Origin of the sequence: Billgrantia endophytica, assembly GCF_002879615.1 — a bacterium.
Classification (GTDB): domain Bacteria; phylum Pseudomonadota; class Gammaproteobacteria; order Pseudomonadales; family Halomonadaceae; genus Halomonas; species Halomonas endophytica.
Window position 1 is genome coordinate 1 of sequence record NZ_PNRF01000036.1, and the last position, 15,687, is coordinate 15,687.

A 15,687-nucleotide genomic window follows, 5' to 3' on the forward strand; every position below is an offset into this window, starting at 1 on the left:
GTTTACGGGGTGTAAATGAGTACTTTGAGCCGATTTTTAACGCCGTATGGTCGAGCGCAGTCAGTTTTCGGACAGGAGCCTAGAGCGTCTCGAGTCGCTCGGCGTCACCCATGCCCGACATGCGCACCAGGGCCAGGGCCTCATCGAGGGAATCCACTTCCTCGACGAGAAGCAGTTCACTATCGAGGCTGATCGTCTTGCCGGTCTTCGCGGAGAGCAGCTTTTCCAGTGCCGCCACGTCCATGTCCTTGTCGAGCGGCATGGCATCCACACCGGCGGTCTGGGTCCCGGGCAGATAGATGGTGCCATTGGAGAAGTCCACGGCGTAGGCGATCACACCCGGCAGGATGAAGAACAGCAGGCCCACGCCATTGGCGATAGCCACGACGGGGTCGATGCGCCCGTCCATCTGGCCTTTTCGCTCGGGGTGGAAAAGGGTGCCACAGCCTGACAGCGCCGTGATGGTGATACCGACAACCAGGCCGTTCAGGGCGCGACGAAGCCCGGGGTTCATGGCAGGGCTCATGACAGAGGTCTCCGGATAGGGGTGTCGTCGACACCGCGGCATTGCCGCCCACGGTACCGACATGCAGAATCGGGGCGAGTCTACCATAGCCTCACTTCATACAAGCGTTTACCTTTTTCACGGAGGCACGCATGGCCGAAATCTCCATCAGCACCTGCCAGGGGGACGCCATCACGCCCCGCCTCGACGACCTGGCCCGTCTGAGGATTCGCGTCTTCCGCGATTTTCCCTATCTTTACGATGGCAACCTCACCTACGAAGCCGACTACCTGCGTCGCTACGCCGAGTGCCCGCGGAGCCTGTTCGTGCTGGCCTTCGATGGGGACGCACTGGTGGGCGCGGCCACCGGCATGCCGCTGGCCGAGGACATCGCGGCATTCCGTGGGCCCTTCGAACAGGCGGGCATCGATCCCGGCACGGTCTTCTATTATGGCGAGTCGGTGCTACTGCCCGGCCATCGGGGCCGCGGCATCGGCAAGGCCTTCATGCGGGAACGCGAGCAACATGCGGCGGCGCAGGGCTTCGACACCGCGGCGTTCTGTGCCGTGGAGCGTCCCGAGGGCCATCCGCTCGAGTCGGAGGGCTACGTGCCGCTGCACGGCTTCTGGCACTCGCGGGGCTACGCGCACCATCCGGAGCTTGCCACCACCTTCCGCTGGAAGGATCTCGGCGAGGAACACGAGACCGACAAGCCGATGGTGTTCTGGCTGAAGTCGCTGGCATGACGTTCGCTGCTTCTTAATCAACTCGCTCTTTTGCCGCCATTCCCCGTTGCCCGTACAATGCCCCCAACGCCGCTCGTCGCGGCACGCCGACTCATGTCAAGCCCATGCTGGAAGGAAACGCCGGACCCATGCGCGCCACTCAACTGTTGATCGCCACTCTCAAGGAAACGCCCGCCGACGCCGAAGTGATCAGTCACCAACTGATGCTGCGTGCCGGCATGATCCGCCGCCTCACCTCGGGCCTGTACACCTGGCTGCCGGTGGGCCTGCGCACGCTGCGCAAGGTGGAACGCATCGTGCGCGAGGAAATGGACCGCGCCGGCGCCCAGGAAGTGCTGATGCCGGCGGTTCAGCCCGCCGAGCTGTGGCAGGAGTCGGGCCGCTGGGAACAGTTCGGCCCCGAGCTGCTGCGCCTCAAGGATCGCCATGAACGCGACTACTGTGTCGGCCCCACCCACGAAGAGGTGATCACCGACCTGATGCGCCGCGAACTCTCCAGCTACAAGCAGTTGCCGGCCAACTTCTACCAGATCCAGACCAAGTTTCGCGACGAGATCCGGCCGCGCTTCGGGGTGATGCGTTCCCGCGAGTTCATCATGAAGGACGCCTATTCCTTCCACCTCGACCAGGCCTCCCTGCAGGAGACCTACCAGGCGATGTACGACGCCTACACCCGCATCTTCACGCGCCTGGGGCTCGGCTTTCGCCCGGTGCTGGCCGACACCGGTGCCATCGGGGGCACCGACTCGCACGAATTCCACGTATTGGCCGACTCCGGCGAAGACGCCATCGCCTTCTCCACCGAATCCGACTACGCCGCCAATATCGAGAAGGCCGAAGCCCTGCCGGCGCCACTGGGCACCGTGGCCGAGCGCCCCGTCCCCGGTGAAGAGCTGCGCCTGGTCGACACCCCGCATGCCAGGACCATTGCCGCCCTGGTGGAACAGCACGGCCTGCCCATCGAGAAGACCATCAAGACCCTGATGGTGCATGCCGCCGACGGTGGGCTTGTCGCCCTGCTTGTCCGCGGCGACCACGAACTCAATACGGTGAAGGCCGAGCACCTGCCCGAGGTTGCCGAGCCGTTGACCATGGCAACGGAAGAGGAGATTCGCGCCGCGGTGGGCGCCGGCCCGGGCTCGCTGGGCCCGGTGGGCCTGGAGATGCCGATCATCATCGATCGTAGCGTGGCGCTGATGAGCGACTTCGGCGCCGGCGCCAACGTCGACGGCAAGCACTATTTCGGCATCAACTGGGAGCGCGACGCGCCCCTGCCCCAGGTCGCGGACATCCGCAACGTGGTGGAGGGCGATCCCTCGCCGGACGGCAAGGGGCTCCTCGCGATCAAGCGCGGCATCGAGGTGGGCCACGTCTTCCAGCTCGGCAAGAAGTACTCCGAGGCCATGAACGCCACGGTTCTCGACGACGCCGGCCGCGCAGCCCACCCCTGGATGGGCTGCTACGGTATCGGCGTGACACGGGTGGTAGCCGCCGCCATCGAGCAGAACCACGACGAGGCCGGCATCATCTGGCCCGACGCCATCGCCCCCTTCCACATTACCCTGGTGCCGATGAATGCCCACAAGTCCCAGCGGGTTCGCGAGGAATCCGAGCACCTGTATGCCGAACTCACCGCCGCCGGTTTCGACGTGCTGCTGGACGATCGCGACCTGCGCCCGGGCGTGAAGTTCGCCGACCAGGAGTTGACCGGCATCCCTCACCGCCTGGTGGTAGGCGACCGGGGCCTGGACAACGGCGAGTTGGAGTACAAGGGGCGGCGCGACAGCGAAGCGACCATGGTGCCGGCGGAGAGTATCCTCGCCTTCCTGCGCGAGCGCATTGGCCGCTAGTGATTTGCGGCGAGTCAGAAACATCCGACTCGGCAACGTGCTCAGCCGTTCTCGAGGTCTAACTCGCTGCTGTCTGACATCCGCTTCGTTTCAGCCACTATCCACCCGTCCCTGCCATTGGCCTTGACCCGGTAGAGCGCCTGATCGGCGGCAGTATAGCCGGCTTCGAAGCCGGCACGGTCGGCGATGAAGCGCGCCGCCCCGACACTGAAGGTGACGTGGGTGGCCCCGGGGTGGGATGGGTGTTGAAAACCCGCCACGCGCAGCCGGCGTACCAGACGCTCGCAGTGATCGACCAGAACATCGTCGTCGTCGCAATCCAGCAGGGCGGCAAACTCATCGCCCCCCATGCGATAGAGCCGGGCCTGGCCCGACAGCGTCTCGTCGATCAGCAGGGCCAGGCGGCGCAACAGCCAGTCTCCATCGGGGTGGCCCAGGCTGTCGTTGTACTGCTTGAAAAAGTCGATATCGATCAGTATCAAACCCATGGGCTGACCTTGGCACGCCAGGACATCCTCATGCAGGGCGCTACGATTGCCCACTCCGGTCAGGGGGTCTCGCAGTGCACGGGCCATCCACTCCAGGCTTTCCTGGGTGGCTCGTTCGGCATGGCGTCGCTGCCGCTCGTGCATCCACCAGAACCCGAGGCCCAGGATGAAGATGACCAGGCTACCAATCAATACCTGCCCTTGATGGCGACGCGTATCCTCCACGAAGGCCGCAGTAACGGTGCTACGCCGATCCAACTGGTGCATCTCGATCTCGGTGAGGCAACGAACCGGACCCAACACCCCCTCCCTGAGATCGGCAGGTGTTATGGCTTCCCCCGCCTGCAGACGTGCTTTCAGTCGATCCAGTTCGGAAAGGCTCGGCCGCGTACAGGTATATTCGTTGCGGTAGAGGCCGATGTCGAAGAGGCTGTAGGCGAGTTCCATCTGGAAGTGCGCCCGCTGTCGGGCGGCTGCATCGAGCGGCTCCGTCAGCAGGATCTCCAGGCTCTCCTGGAGATAATCGCGTGAACGGGTGGCGAGCTGCTGCCCGGTCAGGTTGCCGGCCTGACTGAAGTAGGCGTGAATATCGGGGTAGACCCAGCGAGTCTGGTAGGTGACCAGCAACAACAGCACGGTAAAGCTCATCAGGCTCAGCCAAAGCCAACCCAGATGCCGCCTCCAGAGAGGGGCTGGCTTCACCGTACCGCCTCGATGCTTCTTATCATCCATACCCAGTCATTGAAGTTGCGCAGATTCGTGGCATCCCGATCACCGTAGTCACGCTCGACCAGACGGATCGGGCCCCGTTCGCGCAACGACAGCGGTTTCCCGTTCTGGTGGGTCACCAGTATCCAGTTGGCATCATCCCAGCCCCCCAGGCTGACTTCATAGTCATCCCATGCCTGGAAAAGCAGTTCAGTCGGGACACGACCGAAGTGATGTTCCAGCAGGTCCCTGAACACCAGGCCCCGAACCTTCACTTCCTCGGCCTTGTAGGGATCGAAGAACGTGAATTGCACATCCGCCTGTTCGCGCAGTTCGGCAATGGCGAGAGAGGTCTCGGCACCGTCGTGTCGCAAGATGAGCTGGTCGGGGCCGGCCCGGGCCGGCGTAGCGGTGAACGATAAGATGAGAGAGAAGATGAGGGCGACGATGGGTGCGAGCAGTGCCCAAGGCACGCGCGTTGTCAGATGGCATGGCAGCATGTGCAAAGTCCCCTTCATACCGTTGCTCTGGTTATTTTGCGGGAGTCTACCACGAAAAAATGCCGGCCCAATTGGGCCGGCTACCGGGGGGAAGATCCCCCCTCCCCTGACGACTTGAATGTACGGTTGGCTCAGCGCTTCCCTTCTCAGTGTTTCTTCTTGCGATGGTCGCGGATGATGAAGCCGATCCAGCCGCACAAAAATGCGATCATCATCGCGACGGTGACCAGTCCGAAAATTACTGCGTCATCCCAGTACATGGCGCCTTCTCCCCGTCTCGATGCGATGACTGAACTGTAGCGCGTCATCAGCAGGGGAAAACTGATCTGTATCAATTTTGTAGCCGTGGGGCCCTCTACATGGCCGCTGAATTGATGCAGATCAGTTTTTCAGGGCAATAACGGCTCAGGGAGCCTTGCGATCCTCTACCTGGGAGGGATCGACATGCGGCGGCAGTGGATGCCCCTTGGCCAGCTCGGCCCGGTTCGCCTCGCGCACCGACAGCACTGCCAGCTGGTAGCACAGGGTCTTTCCCGCCAGCGGGTGGTTGGTATCGACCAAGGCTGTATCGGGGCGAACCTCGAGAATGGTGACGACCTGGGGGCCATCGTCCCCGGGTGTCTGAAAGCGCATGCCCGGGGCCAGATCGTCCATGGGAAAGGCGGCTCGGCCGACCTCCTGGATCAGTGCCTCATTGTATGGTCCGTAAGCCTCGGCAGGCGCCAGGGTCACGCTGAACTCGGTTCCCGCTTCGCTCCCTTCCAGGGCGTGCTCCAGTCCGGCCATGATGTTGTCGTGGCCATGCAGGTACTCCAGGGGCACCTGTCGTGCACGCGAGTCGTCCAGCACGGTGCCCTGCTCATCGCTGAGCACATAGTGCAGGGTCACGACGCGTTGCGGGGCGATTCTCATCAGGGGTCTCCTTACGGCTGCGGCTTCAACTGAGCCACGGGGATCTCCAGGCGCTGCTGCCGGTTCAGAAGGTTGAGCAACACGATGGCCCGCTCCTCGCCTCGGTGGCTGGCGAAGACGGCCTGCAGGTCCTTGAACGGTCCCTCGGTAATCTCCACCGTCTCGCCGGCACGAAAGTAGACGTTTGCGGTGGCACCTTCCCGGTCGGTGCCCTGCTCGCGCAGCAGATCGACCAGCGCATCATCGACCGGGAGCGGCTTGTCGCCGAAGGTCACGATTCTCAGCACGCCGCGGGTCGAACGAATCGGTCGCCAGTTGCTGGCCACCCGGTCCAGGCGAATGAAGAGATAATGGGGGAATAGCGGCTCGTTCACCCATACCAACCTGCCCTGGCGCTTTTTCTGCACTTCCAGCACGGGCAGGAAGAGTTCATAGCCCTGGTTGCCAAGATGCTCGGTGGCACGGAAGGATTCGCCCCCCTTGCACTGGATGACGTACCAGCGAGCCAGGTCGTCGTCGATGTCATTCGGTTTGGGCTCGAAATGGCTCATGCGGGGCTCCTGTCCATTTGGGGCTCCTGATAGAGATATCCTGCTGGCATCGCTGCCGGGGCTCTGCAACAATCGGCCGGCCATCATCATGCCGCTCGCTCCGCCGGGCGGTGGGCCATTCTAACATCGATGACAGGCAGCGGGAGGCCTTGTCGCCTCCTACCTGCAAGGAGCGCTTTACCGAATGTCCATTCCCATCGCTCGCCGAAGTTGGCGGGAGGCACTCGCTATCTACCTGCGGGCGCCGGTCATCACCATGCTGTTTCTGGGCTTTTCCGCCGGCCTGCCTTTCCTGCTGGTGTTTTCGACCCTCTCCGCCTGGCTGCGCAGTGACGGCGTGGAAGTCGCCGCCATCGGATTCTTCTCCTGGATCGGGATCCTGTACTCGATAAAATTCTTCTGGGCACCGATCGTCGATCGCCTGGCGTTGCCCGTGCTGACCCGCACCTTCGGCCAGCGCCGCGGCTGGATGCTGCTGGCCCAGGCCATGATAGCCTCCGGCCTCATCGGGCTGGCCAGTCTCGATCCCAACCAGAACCTGATGCTGGTGGCGGCCTTTGCGCTACTGGTGGCCTTCGGTTCCGCTACCCAGGACATCGCCATCGATGCCTTCCGCATCGAGTCGGCCCCCGATGACATCCAGGCGGCCATGGCATCCACCTACATCATCGGCTACCGTGGCGGCTTGCTGGCCGCCGGAGCGGGTGCACTCTACGTGGCGTCATGGATCTCGTGGGAAGCGGCCTACCTGACCATGGCGGCACTGGTCGGCATCGGTGTGATCACCGTTCTGGTTCGACCCGAGCCGGAGCGCCTGTCGCTGACCACACAGCTGATCCATGAACCCAAGGTGCGTGCCTTCATACGCGCCAGCCGTGGCCAGCCACGACACCTGCGCCGCCTGGGAGCCTGGCTGATCGGTGCCGTGGTCTGCCCCTTCACCGACTTCATCTCGCGCCATCGGCTCAAGGCGCTGTGGCTGCTGCTGTTCATCGCGGTGTTCCGCATCAGCGACCTTGCCATGGCATCCATGGCCAACCCGCTCTATATCGATCTTGGCTTCTCTCTTGCCACCATCGCCAATGTCACCAACGTCTTCGGCATCGCCATGAGCATCAGTGGCGGCATTCTGGGCGGCTTGCTGGTGGCACGCTACGGCATCGGGCCGATCCTGGTGCTCGGTGCGGTGGCAGCGACCCTGACCAACCTGCTGTTCGCCGCCCTGGCCCTGGCTGGGCAGAACCTGCCGATGCTGGTCATGACCATCGTCGGTGACAATCTCGCGAATGGTCTGGCCAGCGCGGTCTTCATCGCCTTTCTGTCGAGCCTGACGTCCCGAGCCTATACCGCCACCCAATACGCGCTGTTTTCGTCGCTGATGACGTTGCCGGGCAAGTTCCTGAGCGGTTTCGGTGGGCTGGTGGTGGCTGCCGAGGGCTATCCCATCTTCTTCGTGATCGCCACGGCCCTGGGCTTGCCAGCCATTGCGCTGGCGATCTGGATCAGCCGCGACCAGGAACTGGTGCCGCGTCCGGCACCCCGCCCGACCTGAGTGACAGCTGATCCCAAACACCCGTCGGCCCGACAACTTTTACAGGCAAGGACAACGGGCCGGGGACGGCACTCAATCGGACAGGCTGCCTCGTAGCCATTCCAGGGCGCCCGGAGTGGCACGCCATTGATCGCGCATCAGCATGCGGTACTGCCAGGCCTCGGCACGGGTGCCCGGCTCGGCAATAGTATCCTGCCCCGTGGGAACGGGCCTGGGGCTTTCGGCACACAGCATGGCCGCAGCATGGGCGTTGTGGCGGGCCACTTCGGCAAGAACCGCCTCGGCTTCCGCGACTCGCGACAGCCGGTAGAGGGCCAGGGCACGCCCCATCAGCATGCCAAGCACCTGCGAATCGTCACGCAGGGTTTCGGTCAACTCCAGGGCTTCATGGTCACGACCTTCACGCAGCAACTGATCGAGCACCAGTTCCTGCAGCCCCAGGCTGTCCTGGTCGTCCAGGGTCAACAGCCGTTCGGCCAGGTGTCGAGAGCGCTCCCTGGCGCCACGCTCCATGCCAACCACCAGAGCCAGTCCGGTTCTCAGCAGCACGGCATTGTCGGCGCTGTCCCACAGGAAAGGCCCGTCCCCCTCGCCGTGTACGCGCTCCAGCCAGCGCTCCAGCCGATCGGACAGTGGTTCGAACAGGCTGGGCGACATCCAGGGCAGGCTGCCGAAGCGGCTGGTCAGGGCCAGGGCCAGGGACTGGACGACACGGGGGGAGTCGAGCCATTCGGGGTGAGCACACAGCTCGCGCAACCAGGTTCCGGCATTGGTCCAGGGATCCCCTTCGAAACCCAGCGCGCTCTCCTCGTCCACGGCAACCTCGAAGTGAACCTGCCAGGCGGCGAACAGTGTGTCCTCGCGAGCGCTGCTGTGATACTCCAGCTCCTTGCCGGGGGTGCAACGGATGTCCAGCCCCGGCGCCGGCGGCAGCTCCGCCAACAGGGCTTGCAGCGCCGCCAGGGGTTCCGCCAGGTCTTCCTCGGCGTTGAGCAGTTGGTCGGCCAGGGTGGCGCCGGGGTTCTCGGCCAGGTCCGCCAGAAACTGCATCTGTTCGGGGTCCAGCTCACCCTGACGTTCCAGCCGTCGAAACCAGAACCGGGCGCGCTCGGCGGCTTCCTCTTCATGGCCTTCATGAAGCAGCAGCATGGCTTCGATATAGGCCAGGGTAGGCGAGTCGGGCAGCGCCTGCTGGGCACGCACGAAAGCGGCGCGGGCACTATCCAGGTCGTCACTGTCGAGATGCATCAGACAAAGGCGCTCCAGGGCCACGCCGCGCAGGAACAGCGGGCCGCGCTCGAGCACTTCGTCGAGCAGTTCCGTCCGCTTGCGGGTAAAGCCTCGCTCCTGGTAGAGATCGATCAGCAGCTCGAAGGCCGGCTCGGCCTGGCCGGGCAGCCGCGACCAGTCGGCACGCTGGAACAACGACTCGAGTATCTGCTGGGCACGCCCGCGCTGGCCGGTTTCGGCGGCGATCAGGCCGGCTTCCAACAGCGCCTGGGCCGGCGCACGGCCGCTTTCCAGGGCGGCCTTCAAGGTCGGCCCCTTCCAGTCGCGCAGCGACAGCATCCACATGAGATGGCCCGGCACTTCGGCAGGCATCGTGACCGCTCCGCAGCAGTGCTTGGTCTTGCGTCCGGAATCACACCAACAGGGTTCATTGTGCCCGGGACGGGCCAGCGGCTCGCAGGCAAAACCGGCCCTCGCCAGGGGTGTCTGACACCATAGCTCTGGCGCCAGTGCCTGGGCCATCGCCAGGTCGCCACCCATCAGCACCGCACCTTCCTTTCGTGCCCAGGCCATGAGCTCCGGGTACTGCTCATCCTCACGGATCGCCGCCAGCGTCCCTGAAGCAAAGCCAAGCAGCTGTTCCACCCATACTGCCAGCATCGCGGTCTCCGCCAATCCGAAAACGGAATATTCTAACAGGGAAGCACGGGCTTATGTCGCATGGTATTGGCCAGCCTGCCGGAACGCCCTGCCCCAGGCACGGCATGGGTCAACAGCGTGCCCACTCCAGCAGAGGGGCCGTTCTGGCATGCATATCCAACCGGGCCCCCAACCGCACCAGGTTCCAGTAGTGGCCATTGAGAGTACGCGAGAGCAACAGGGTGTCGGCCGGTGGCTGCAGGCGATCCATGGCCGCCCACACCTTGGGGCTGAGCTCCCGCAGACGTCGATGTACCCGCACGTCGGCAAAATCCTGCACGCCGGGTTCGAACAGCGGTACCACCGCCTCGGCGGATTCGCGATAGAGCGCCAGCGGTGCCCCCTGTCCCTGCCTCCCCCCCAGCGCCAGCATCGCCCGGTCCATGCCCATGGGGTCGACGGCCAGGGTCGCCTCCAGCAAGGCCATCATGGTTTTCAGCCGCTCTTCGGGTACGGGAATGATGGCGCCCAGATCGTAGATCACCAGCCGCCCCTCCGGATCGACGGCAAAGTTCCCGGCATGGGGGTCGGCATGCAGCTCACGGTGGGTGAACAGCTCTTCGGTCAGCCAATCGGCCAGCGTGGTGGCGACACGCTGGCGCAGAGAGTCGTCGAGTCCTTCCAGGTCACGCAAGGGCGTTCCCGCCACGTAGCGCATCGCAAGTACCCGTGGACCGCACAGGTCGGGCAACGGCTCGGGGATGACCAATGACTCCAGGTGGGCGTAGCGATCACGATAGCGTGTCAGTGATTCGGCTTCGGCATGATAGTCCAGCTCGCCGCGCAGGCTGGCGGCCAGCTCCTCGAAAAGTGTGTCCAGGCGCGCCTGCGGCACCTTCAGCCAGCGCCCCAGGCGCAGGATACGTCTCACTTGAGCCAGGTCTCCCTCGAGCACCTCGGGCAGCCCCGGATACTGCACCTTCAATACCAGGGTGGCACCGTCATGCGTTACGGCCCGGTGAACCTGCCCCATGGAGGCACTGGCGAAGGGACGCTGTTCGATCTCGCGAAACCGCTCGTCCAGATCGCCGTACTGCTCGACCAGGGTGCGGCGAATACCCTCCCAGGGCATCGGCTCGGCCTGACGCTGAAGCCGGGACAGCTCGTCGACGAGGTCCGACGGCAGCAGGTCATCCCACTGGGCCATGATCTGGGCCAGCTTCATGGCGGGCCCCTTCAGTTCGGAAAGTCCTTCGAACAGCGCCTCGCCGAGCGCTCGCCAGTCGGCCTGGCCACCGAGCCGCGTCCGGATCATGGCACCTCCGGTTCGCGCCCCGAGACCCAGCAGGCGTCGTGTCCTTCCGCGCTCGCGCATGTCGCTGCTCCCTTCCTGGTTGCCGTCATGTGGTTATCGTCATGGTTTACCGGTGCCGCTATAGTGATCGCCCGGAACAGACGCTCGATGGTACGGGAATTGTACAACGAGAAATCACGGCGACATCTGGCAGACACCGTCTGTTACTGTAAGAATGTCCATATCCTTTAGCCCTGCGACCGTGACATGCGCCTGATCATTGCCGAAAAACCCAGCCTGGCTCGTGCGATTGCCGACGCACTGCCAAGCAGCACGCGCCGTGATGACGGCGCCCTTCACGTCGGTGACACCGTGGTCACCTGGTGTCTCGGACACCTGCTGGAACAAGCCCCACCGGATGCCTACGATCCCGCCTTCAAGCAATGGCGGCTGGATCATCTGCCGATACTGCCCGCAATCTGGAAGCTGACACCGCGACCCAAGGCACGGGGGCAGTTGGCGGTGATCCGCAAACTGCTCAAGCAGGCGAACCTGGTCGTGCATGCCGGCGACCCGGACCGCGAAGGCCAACTGCTGGTGCAGGAAGTGATCGAACACCTGGGCTGGAAAGGGCCCGTATCACGCCTTCTGGTCAGCGACCTGAACCGTCCGGCGGTACAGCGCTCGCTCGATCGCCTGGAGGACAACGCGCACTACCAGCCTCTCTACCGGGCGGCAGAGTCCCGCGCGCGGGCTGACTGGCTCTATGGGATCAACCTGACCCGTGCCTGGACCCTGATCGGACGCCAGGCCGGCCATGACGGAGTGCTTTCCGTCGGCCGCGTGCAGACGCCGGTGCTGGGACTGGTGGTGCGCCGTGACGCCGAGATTCGTGATTTCACCCCCTACCCCTTTCATGTGCTGTGGGCCGATCTGGCGGTATCACAGGGAGAGCTGCGCGCCTGGTGGCAACCCGGCGAGACTCACCCGCTGGACAGCCAGGGGCGACTGCTCGATCCCGCCCCCGCCCAGGCATTGGCGGAACGTCTTCCAGGCGCCGAGGGTCGCCTCACGTCACTGGAGAGCCGCCAGAAGCGCCAGGCCGCCCCGCTGCCCTACTCGCTCTCGGCCCTTCAGGTTGATGCCGCTCGGCGATTCGGGCTCTCGGCGAAGGGCGTGCTGGATATCTGCCAGCGCCTCTATGAACGCCACAAGCTGATCACGTATCCGCGCTCGGACTGCCGCCATCTCCCCGAAGAGCACTTTTCCCAGGCGGGTAGAACGCTGGAAAGCGCCTGCCGCAGCGATACCACCCTGTCGAAGTGGCTGGCGGGAGCCGACTTCACACTGCGCTCCAAGGCCTGGAACGACAAGAAGGTCGGGGCCCACCACGCCCTGGCCCCAACGGGAAAGCCGGCCGATCTCGACCGGCTGGAAAAGGCCGAGGCGAATGTATTCCGCCTGATTGCCCGCAACGTACTGGCGCAGTTCTATCCGCCTCTCGTCACCCGCGACGTGAAGGCGGAGTTCCGGATTCTCGATGAGCGATTCAGGGCCAGCGGACAGGAGCTGCACCAACCCGGCTGGAAGCCGCTCTTCACCACCAGGGATGACGCTCCCCCGCTGCCCCCGCTCACCGAGGGCGAGGCCTGCCGGGTCGAGGCCTGCGGCGTCGAAGACAGGGAAACCCGGCCACCGGAACACTTCACCGATGCCAGCCTGATCAAGGCGATGATGAACATCGCCCGCTATGTGGAGGATCCCGCCGTGAGGCGCACGCTGCGCGAGCACGACGGGCTGGGCACCGAGGCGACCCGGGCCGGTATCATCGAGACCCTGCTGGAGCGCAACTATCTTGTCCGACAGCAGAAGACCCTGAGGGCCACGCGACTGGGCAGCGGCCTGATCGCTTCACTGCCAGCCGCCGCCTCCCGGCCGGAACGAACCGCGTTGTGGGAACAGCGCCTGGCCGGCATAGCCGAACAGGGAGACGATCCCGCCCCCTTCGTCGCCTCGTTGATCGAGGATCTGCAGGGGCTGTTGGGCAGCGCCGACACCGAGCGACTGCGTCATGCCCTGGCAGCCGCCCAAGGAGAGGCGACGGTACCGTCGGCGCGTCGCAGCAAGACCGGCACCAACCGCAGGCGTAGCAAGGCCACGGCCACCCGTCGGCGCAGGCGTTCATCATGAGCCCTTCGACGCACCTGGTCGTGGGCCCGGGCGCCGTGGGTCGGCTACTGGCGCTTCACCTGGCCGCTCAGGCCCCCGTCATGCTGGCCGGACGTCGCCCGCTGCCCGTCAGGCAGACCCTGACCACCCCGGAAGGGGAGTCACGCACGCGACAGCTTGTCTGGCTCGATGTCGGCCACTTGCCGCCGCTGTCGCCCGCTTTCCTGCATCTGACCACCAAGGCCTATGCCACCGAGGAGGCCTATGAGACCGCCATGCGGTCGATTCCCGCCTCCACCGCCCTGGTGCTCTGGCAGAACGGCTATTCGGTCCAGCCGCTGCTGGCGGGCCGCCACGAGGGGCCGGTGCTCTGCGCTTCCACCACCGAAGGAGCCTGGCTCGCCGGTGATGACGGCGTGGTGCATGCCGGCCGCGGGGTCACCTATGTGGGCGATCTCGATAATCGTCATGCCGGGCTGTGCAGGATCCTCGCCGGGAGTCTGACTCGCGTGGGACTCGAGGCCCATGCGGTCGACGACATTCGTACGCGGCTATGGCACAAGCTGGCGATCAATGCTGCCATCAACCCGCTGGCGGCTCGCTTTCGTATTCGCAATGGCCAGCTGCGCGACCGCCCGTTTCGCGTCATGGTCGACAGGGTGATCAATGAAGTCGCGGCCATCATGGAGGCCGAAGGCATTGCCGCGCCCGACATGGGCTGGCATCGGCTGGTATGGAACGTGGTGGAGGCCACGGCCAACAACCGAGCCTCGATGCTCCAGGATGTGCTGGCCAATCGACCCACCGAGCGGGAAGCCATCTTGCGGCCTTTGCTCGATGCGGCCAGCCGCCATGGACTCGTATCTCCCTGCCTCGCCGGGCTTGATGCGCCGTTTGGCGGTAAGTGACGGAAACCGAAGGTAACCGTTGATGACTTGTCTGGCAGGTTCCTATCCTGCCTGCTAGCCTATAGGGGTCACCAAAACGAGCAGGCGTGCCGTGTGAGGCCGTCGTGCCATAGGTCAGGGATCATGAAACCGGGTCGTCTCCTTGCCGTTACCCTGGCAACCAGTCTGTTTGGCGTATCGTCACCGCTTCTGGCGGAGGACGAAGCTCCTTCCTATTTCGACATATCCCCCTACGCCCAGACGCCCTCCTATGCCGGGAAGGCGACGGACCTGATGCATCTCGACAACGGCATGATTCTGGAGGGTGGAGGACTGGAGACACCGGATGGCTATACGTCCGGATTTCGCTTGACCGCCGGTTTTTCGCCGCTGAACCTGCCACAGCTCGATCTGGGGGCAGAGTTCACCTACCGGGAGAGCGATGAAGTGCCAACCCGCCATGGCGACCAGCCCTTGATCCTCAATACGACCAGCCTGGGCGGCAGCCTGGTCGCCGGTGTCCGCCTCGGCCAGTTGGGGCTCTACGCCAAGTCCGGCTTCACGGAGTGGGAAGGCGACCCGGTGACCCGCAGCGAAGGCATGCTCATTGCCACTACCGGCACTGCCCGCGTTCAGGGCTTCGGAGCCCGCCTGCAACACAACCGACTGGTCAGTCGGCTGGAATTCGAGGAATTCGATGCACCGAGCATGGCGCATCTCAACCTGATCACCGCCTCACTGCATTACCCATTCTGACGCTTCATCCGCGCAGCGCTTTCCCGCCGGCTCTCGCGGCTTTCCATCCTGGCTTGCGATCACGATCATCCATTCCCCTTCGGACAGTCGGCAGGCGGGAGCAGCATGTTCTATAGTCATTCAGCCGGCCGCATGCGCCACGTGCGGCCGGCCACATGAACCCCATGATCCTGGAGCCATGACGATGAGTCTCAGAATCGGCGACACCGCGCCCGACTTCACGGCGCAAACCACCCAGGGCACAGTGCATTTCCACGAATGGATCGGTGATAGCTGGTGCATTCTCTTCTCGCACCCCAAGGATTTCACCCCTGTCTGCACCACCGAGCTGGGCTACATGGCCAAGCTCAAGCCCGAGTTCGACAAACGCAACACCAAGATCATCGGCCTGTCGGTAGACCCGGTGGACAACCATGCCACCTGGGCGAACGATATCGAGGAGACCCAGGGCACTGCGCCCAACTATCCGATGATCGGCGACGACAAGCTCGAGGTGGCCAAGCTCTATGACATGCTGCCGGCGGAACTGGAAGGCAGCGCCGAGGGCCGCACCCCCGCCGACAATGCCACGGTACGCGCCGTCTTCCTGATCGGCCCGGACAAGAAGATCAAGGCAATGCTGATCTACCCGATGACCGCCGGGCGCGACTTCAACGAGGTACTGCGACTGCTCGACTCCCTGCAGCTCTCTGCCGCGCATACGGTGGCCACGCCGGTCAACTGGAGGCCCGGCGACGACGTCATCATTCCCACATCGGTCAGCGACGAGGAGGCGCAGAAGAAGTACCCCGAGGGATTCGAGACGCTCAAGCCCTACCTGCGCACGGTCAAGCAACCTTCCTGAACCCGACCACCCAGCCGATATCGACAACGCTCCGGCAATACCGGAGCGTTCTGCCG

At 64.3% G+C, this 15,687-nt stretch carries 15 protein-coding genes; 7 read left to right on the forward strand and 8 right to left on the reverse strand.

The window, feature by feature from the left end:
* Window positions 1-79 precede the first annotated feature (79 nt).
* A complete protein-coding gene (locus C1H69_RS17105) occupies window positions 80-514 on the reverse strand; it encodes a hypothetical protein (RefSeq protein WP_102654595.1) in 435 nt (144 codons plus the stop codon).
* Between the two features lie 143 nt (window positions 515-657).
* Here C1H69_RS17105 and C1H69_RS17110 point away from each other — a divergent pair, with 143 nt between their 5' ends.
* On the forward strand, window positions 658-1,251 hold the full coding sequence (locus C1H69_RS17110) for a GNAT family N-acetyltransferase (protein ID WP_102654596.1): 594 nt from the start codon (window positions 658-660) through the stop codon (window positions 1,249-1,251).
* A 128-nt stretch (window positions 1,252-1,379) separates the two neighbouring features.
* Window positions 1,380-3,101, forward strand: a complete 1,722-nt coding sequence (locus C1H69_RS17115; protein WP_102654597.1) for a proline--tRNA ligase — start codon at window positions 1,380-1,382, stop codon at window positions 3,099-3,101.
* A 41-nt stretch (window positions 3,102-3,142) separates the two neighbouring features.
* On the opposite strand, the gene C1H69_RS17120 is transcribed toward C1H69_RS17115, so the two are convergent.
* The 5 genes from C1H69_RS17120 to rfaH form a co-directional block, all read right to left on the reverse strand.
* Complete coding sequence (locus C1H69_RS17120) at window positions 3,143-4,321, reverse strand: GGDEF domain-containing protein (protein WP_240609980.1); 1,179 nt, start codon at window positions 4,319-4,321, stop codon at window positions 3,143-3,145.
* A complete protein-coding gene (locus C1H69_RS24240; protein ID WP_240609981.1) occupies window positions 4,288-4,797 on the reverse strand; it encodes a hypothetical protein in 510 nt (169 codons plus the stop codon). The genes C1H69_RS17120 and C1H69_RS24240 overlap by 34 nt, the downstream gene beginning before the upstream one ends.
* A 146-nt stretch (window positions 4,798-4,943) precedes the next feature.
* Window positions 4,944-5,057 carry a cytochrome c oxidase subunit CcoM gene (ccoM, locus tag C1H69_RS24465; protein WP_276308777.1) on the reverse strand — a complete coding sequence of 38 codons (114 nt, stop codon included), beginning with the start codon at window positions 5,055-5,057 and terminating at the stop codon, window positions 4,944-4,946.
* A gap of 145 nt (window positions 5,058-5,202) precedes the next feature.
* Window positions 5,203-5,709, reverse strand: coding sequence for an FKBP-type peptidyl-prolyl cis-trans isomerase (locus C1H69_RS17130; RefSeq protein ID WP_102654599.1), 507 nt, complete (start codon window positions 5,707-5,709; stop codon window positions 5,203-5,205).
* 11 nt (window positions 5,710-5,720) lie between these two features.
* Window positions 5,721-6,260, reverse strand: a complete 540-nt coding sequence (rfaH, locus tag C1H69_RS17135) for a transcription/translation regulatory transformer protein RfaH (RefSeq protein ID WP_102654600.1) — start codon at window positions 6,258-6,260, stop codon at window positions 5,721-5,723.
* Between the two features lie 184 nt (window positions 6,261-6,444).
* Between rfaH and C1H69_RS17140 the strand changes: the two genes are divergently transcribed.
* Window positions 6,445-7,812, forward strand: a complete 1,368-nt coding sequence (locus C1H69_RS17140) for an AmpG family muropeptide MFS transporter (RefSeq protein ID WP_102654601.1) — start codon at window positions 6,445-6,447, stop codon at window positions 7,810-7,812.
* A 72-nt stretch (window positions 7,813-7,884) separates the two neighbouring features.
* Here C1H69_RS17140 and C1H69_RS17145 read toward each other — a convergent pair whose 3' ends face one another.
* Both C1H69_RS17145 and C1H69_RS17150 read right to left on the reverse strand, forming a co-directional pair.
* Window positions 7,885-9,702 carry an SEC-C domain-containing protein gene (locus C1H69_RS17145; protein WP_102654602.1) on the reverse strand — a complete coding sequence of 606 codons (1,818 nt, stop codon included), beginning with the start codon at window positions 9,700-9,702 and terminating at the stop codon, window positions 7,885-7,887.
* Between the two features lie 109 nt (window positions 9,703-9,811).
* Window positions 9,812-11,056, reverse strand: a complete 1,245-nt coding sequence (locus tag C1H69_RS17150; protein ID WP_102654603.1) for an ABC1 kinase family protein — start codon at window positions 11,054-11,056, stop codon at window positions 9,812-9,814.
* A 186-nt stretch (window positions 11,057-11,242) separates the two neighbouring features.
* Between C1H69_RS17150 and C1H69_RS17155 the strand changes: the two genes are divergently transcribed.
* From C1H69_RS17155 to C1H69_RS17170, 4 genes are all read left to right on the forward strand, one after another.
* Window positions 11,243-13,165: a DNA topoisomerase III gene (locus C1H69_RS17155; RefSeq protein WP_102654604.1), complete on the forward strand. Its 1,923-nt coding sequence runs from the start codon at window positions 11,243-11,245 to the stop codon at window positions 13,163-13,165.
* The gene (locus C1H69_RS17160) at window positions 13,162-14,052 is read left to right on the forward strand and encodes a ketopantoate reductase family protein (RefSeq protein WP_102654605.1); all 891 of its coding nucleotides are present in this window, start codon (window positions 13,162-13,164) and stop codon (window positions 14,050-14,052) included. Before C1H69_RS17155 ends, C1H69_RS17160 begins: the two co-directional genes overlap by 4 nt.
* Window positions 14,053-14,175: 123 nt before the next feature.
* Window positions 14,176-14,787 (forward strand): hypothetical protein, encoded by a 612-nt coding sequence (locus C1H69_RS17165; RefSeq protein WP_102654606.1) that lies wholly within the window; start codon window positions 14,176-14,178, stop codon window positions 14,785-14,787.
* Between the two features lie 184 nt (window positions 14,788-14,971).
* A complete protein-coding gene (locus C1H69_RS17170) occupies window positions 14,972-15,631 on the forward strand; it encodes a peroxiredoxin (RefSeq protein ID WP_102654607.1) in 660 nt (219 codons plus the stop codon).
* Window positions 15,632-15,687: the final 56 nt, after the last annotated feature.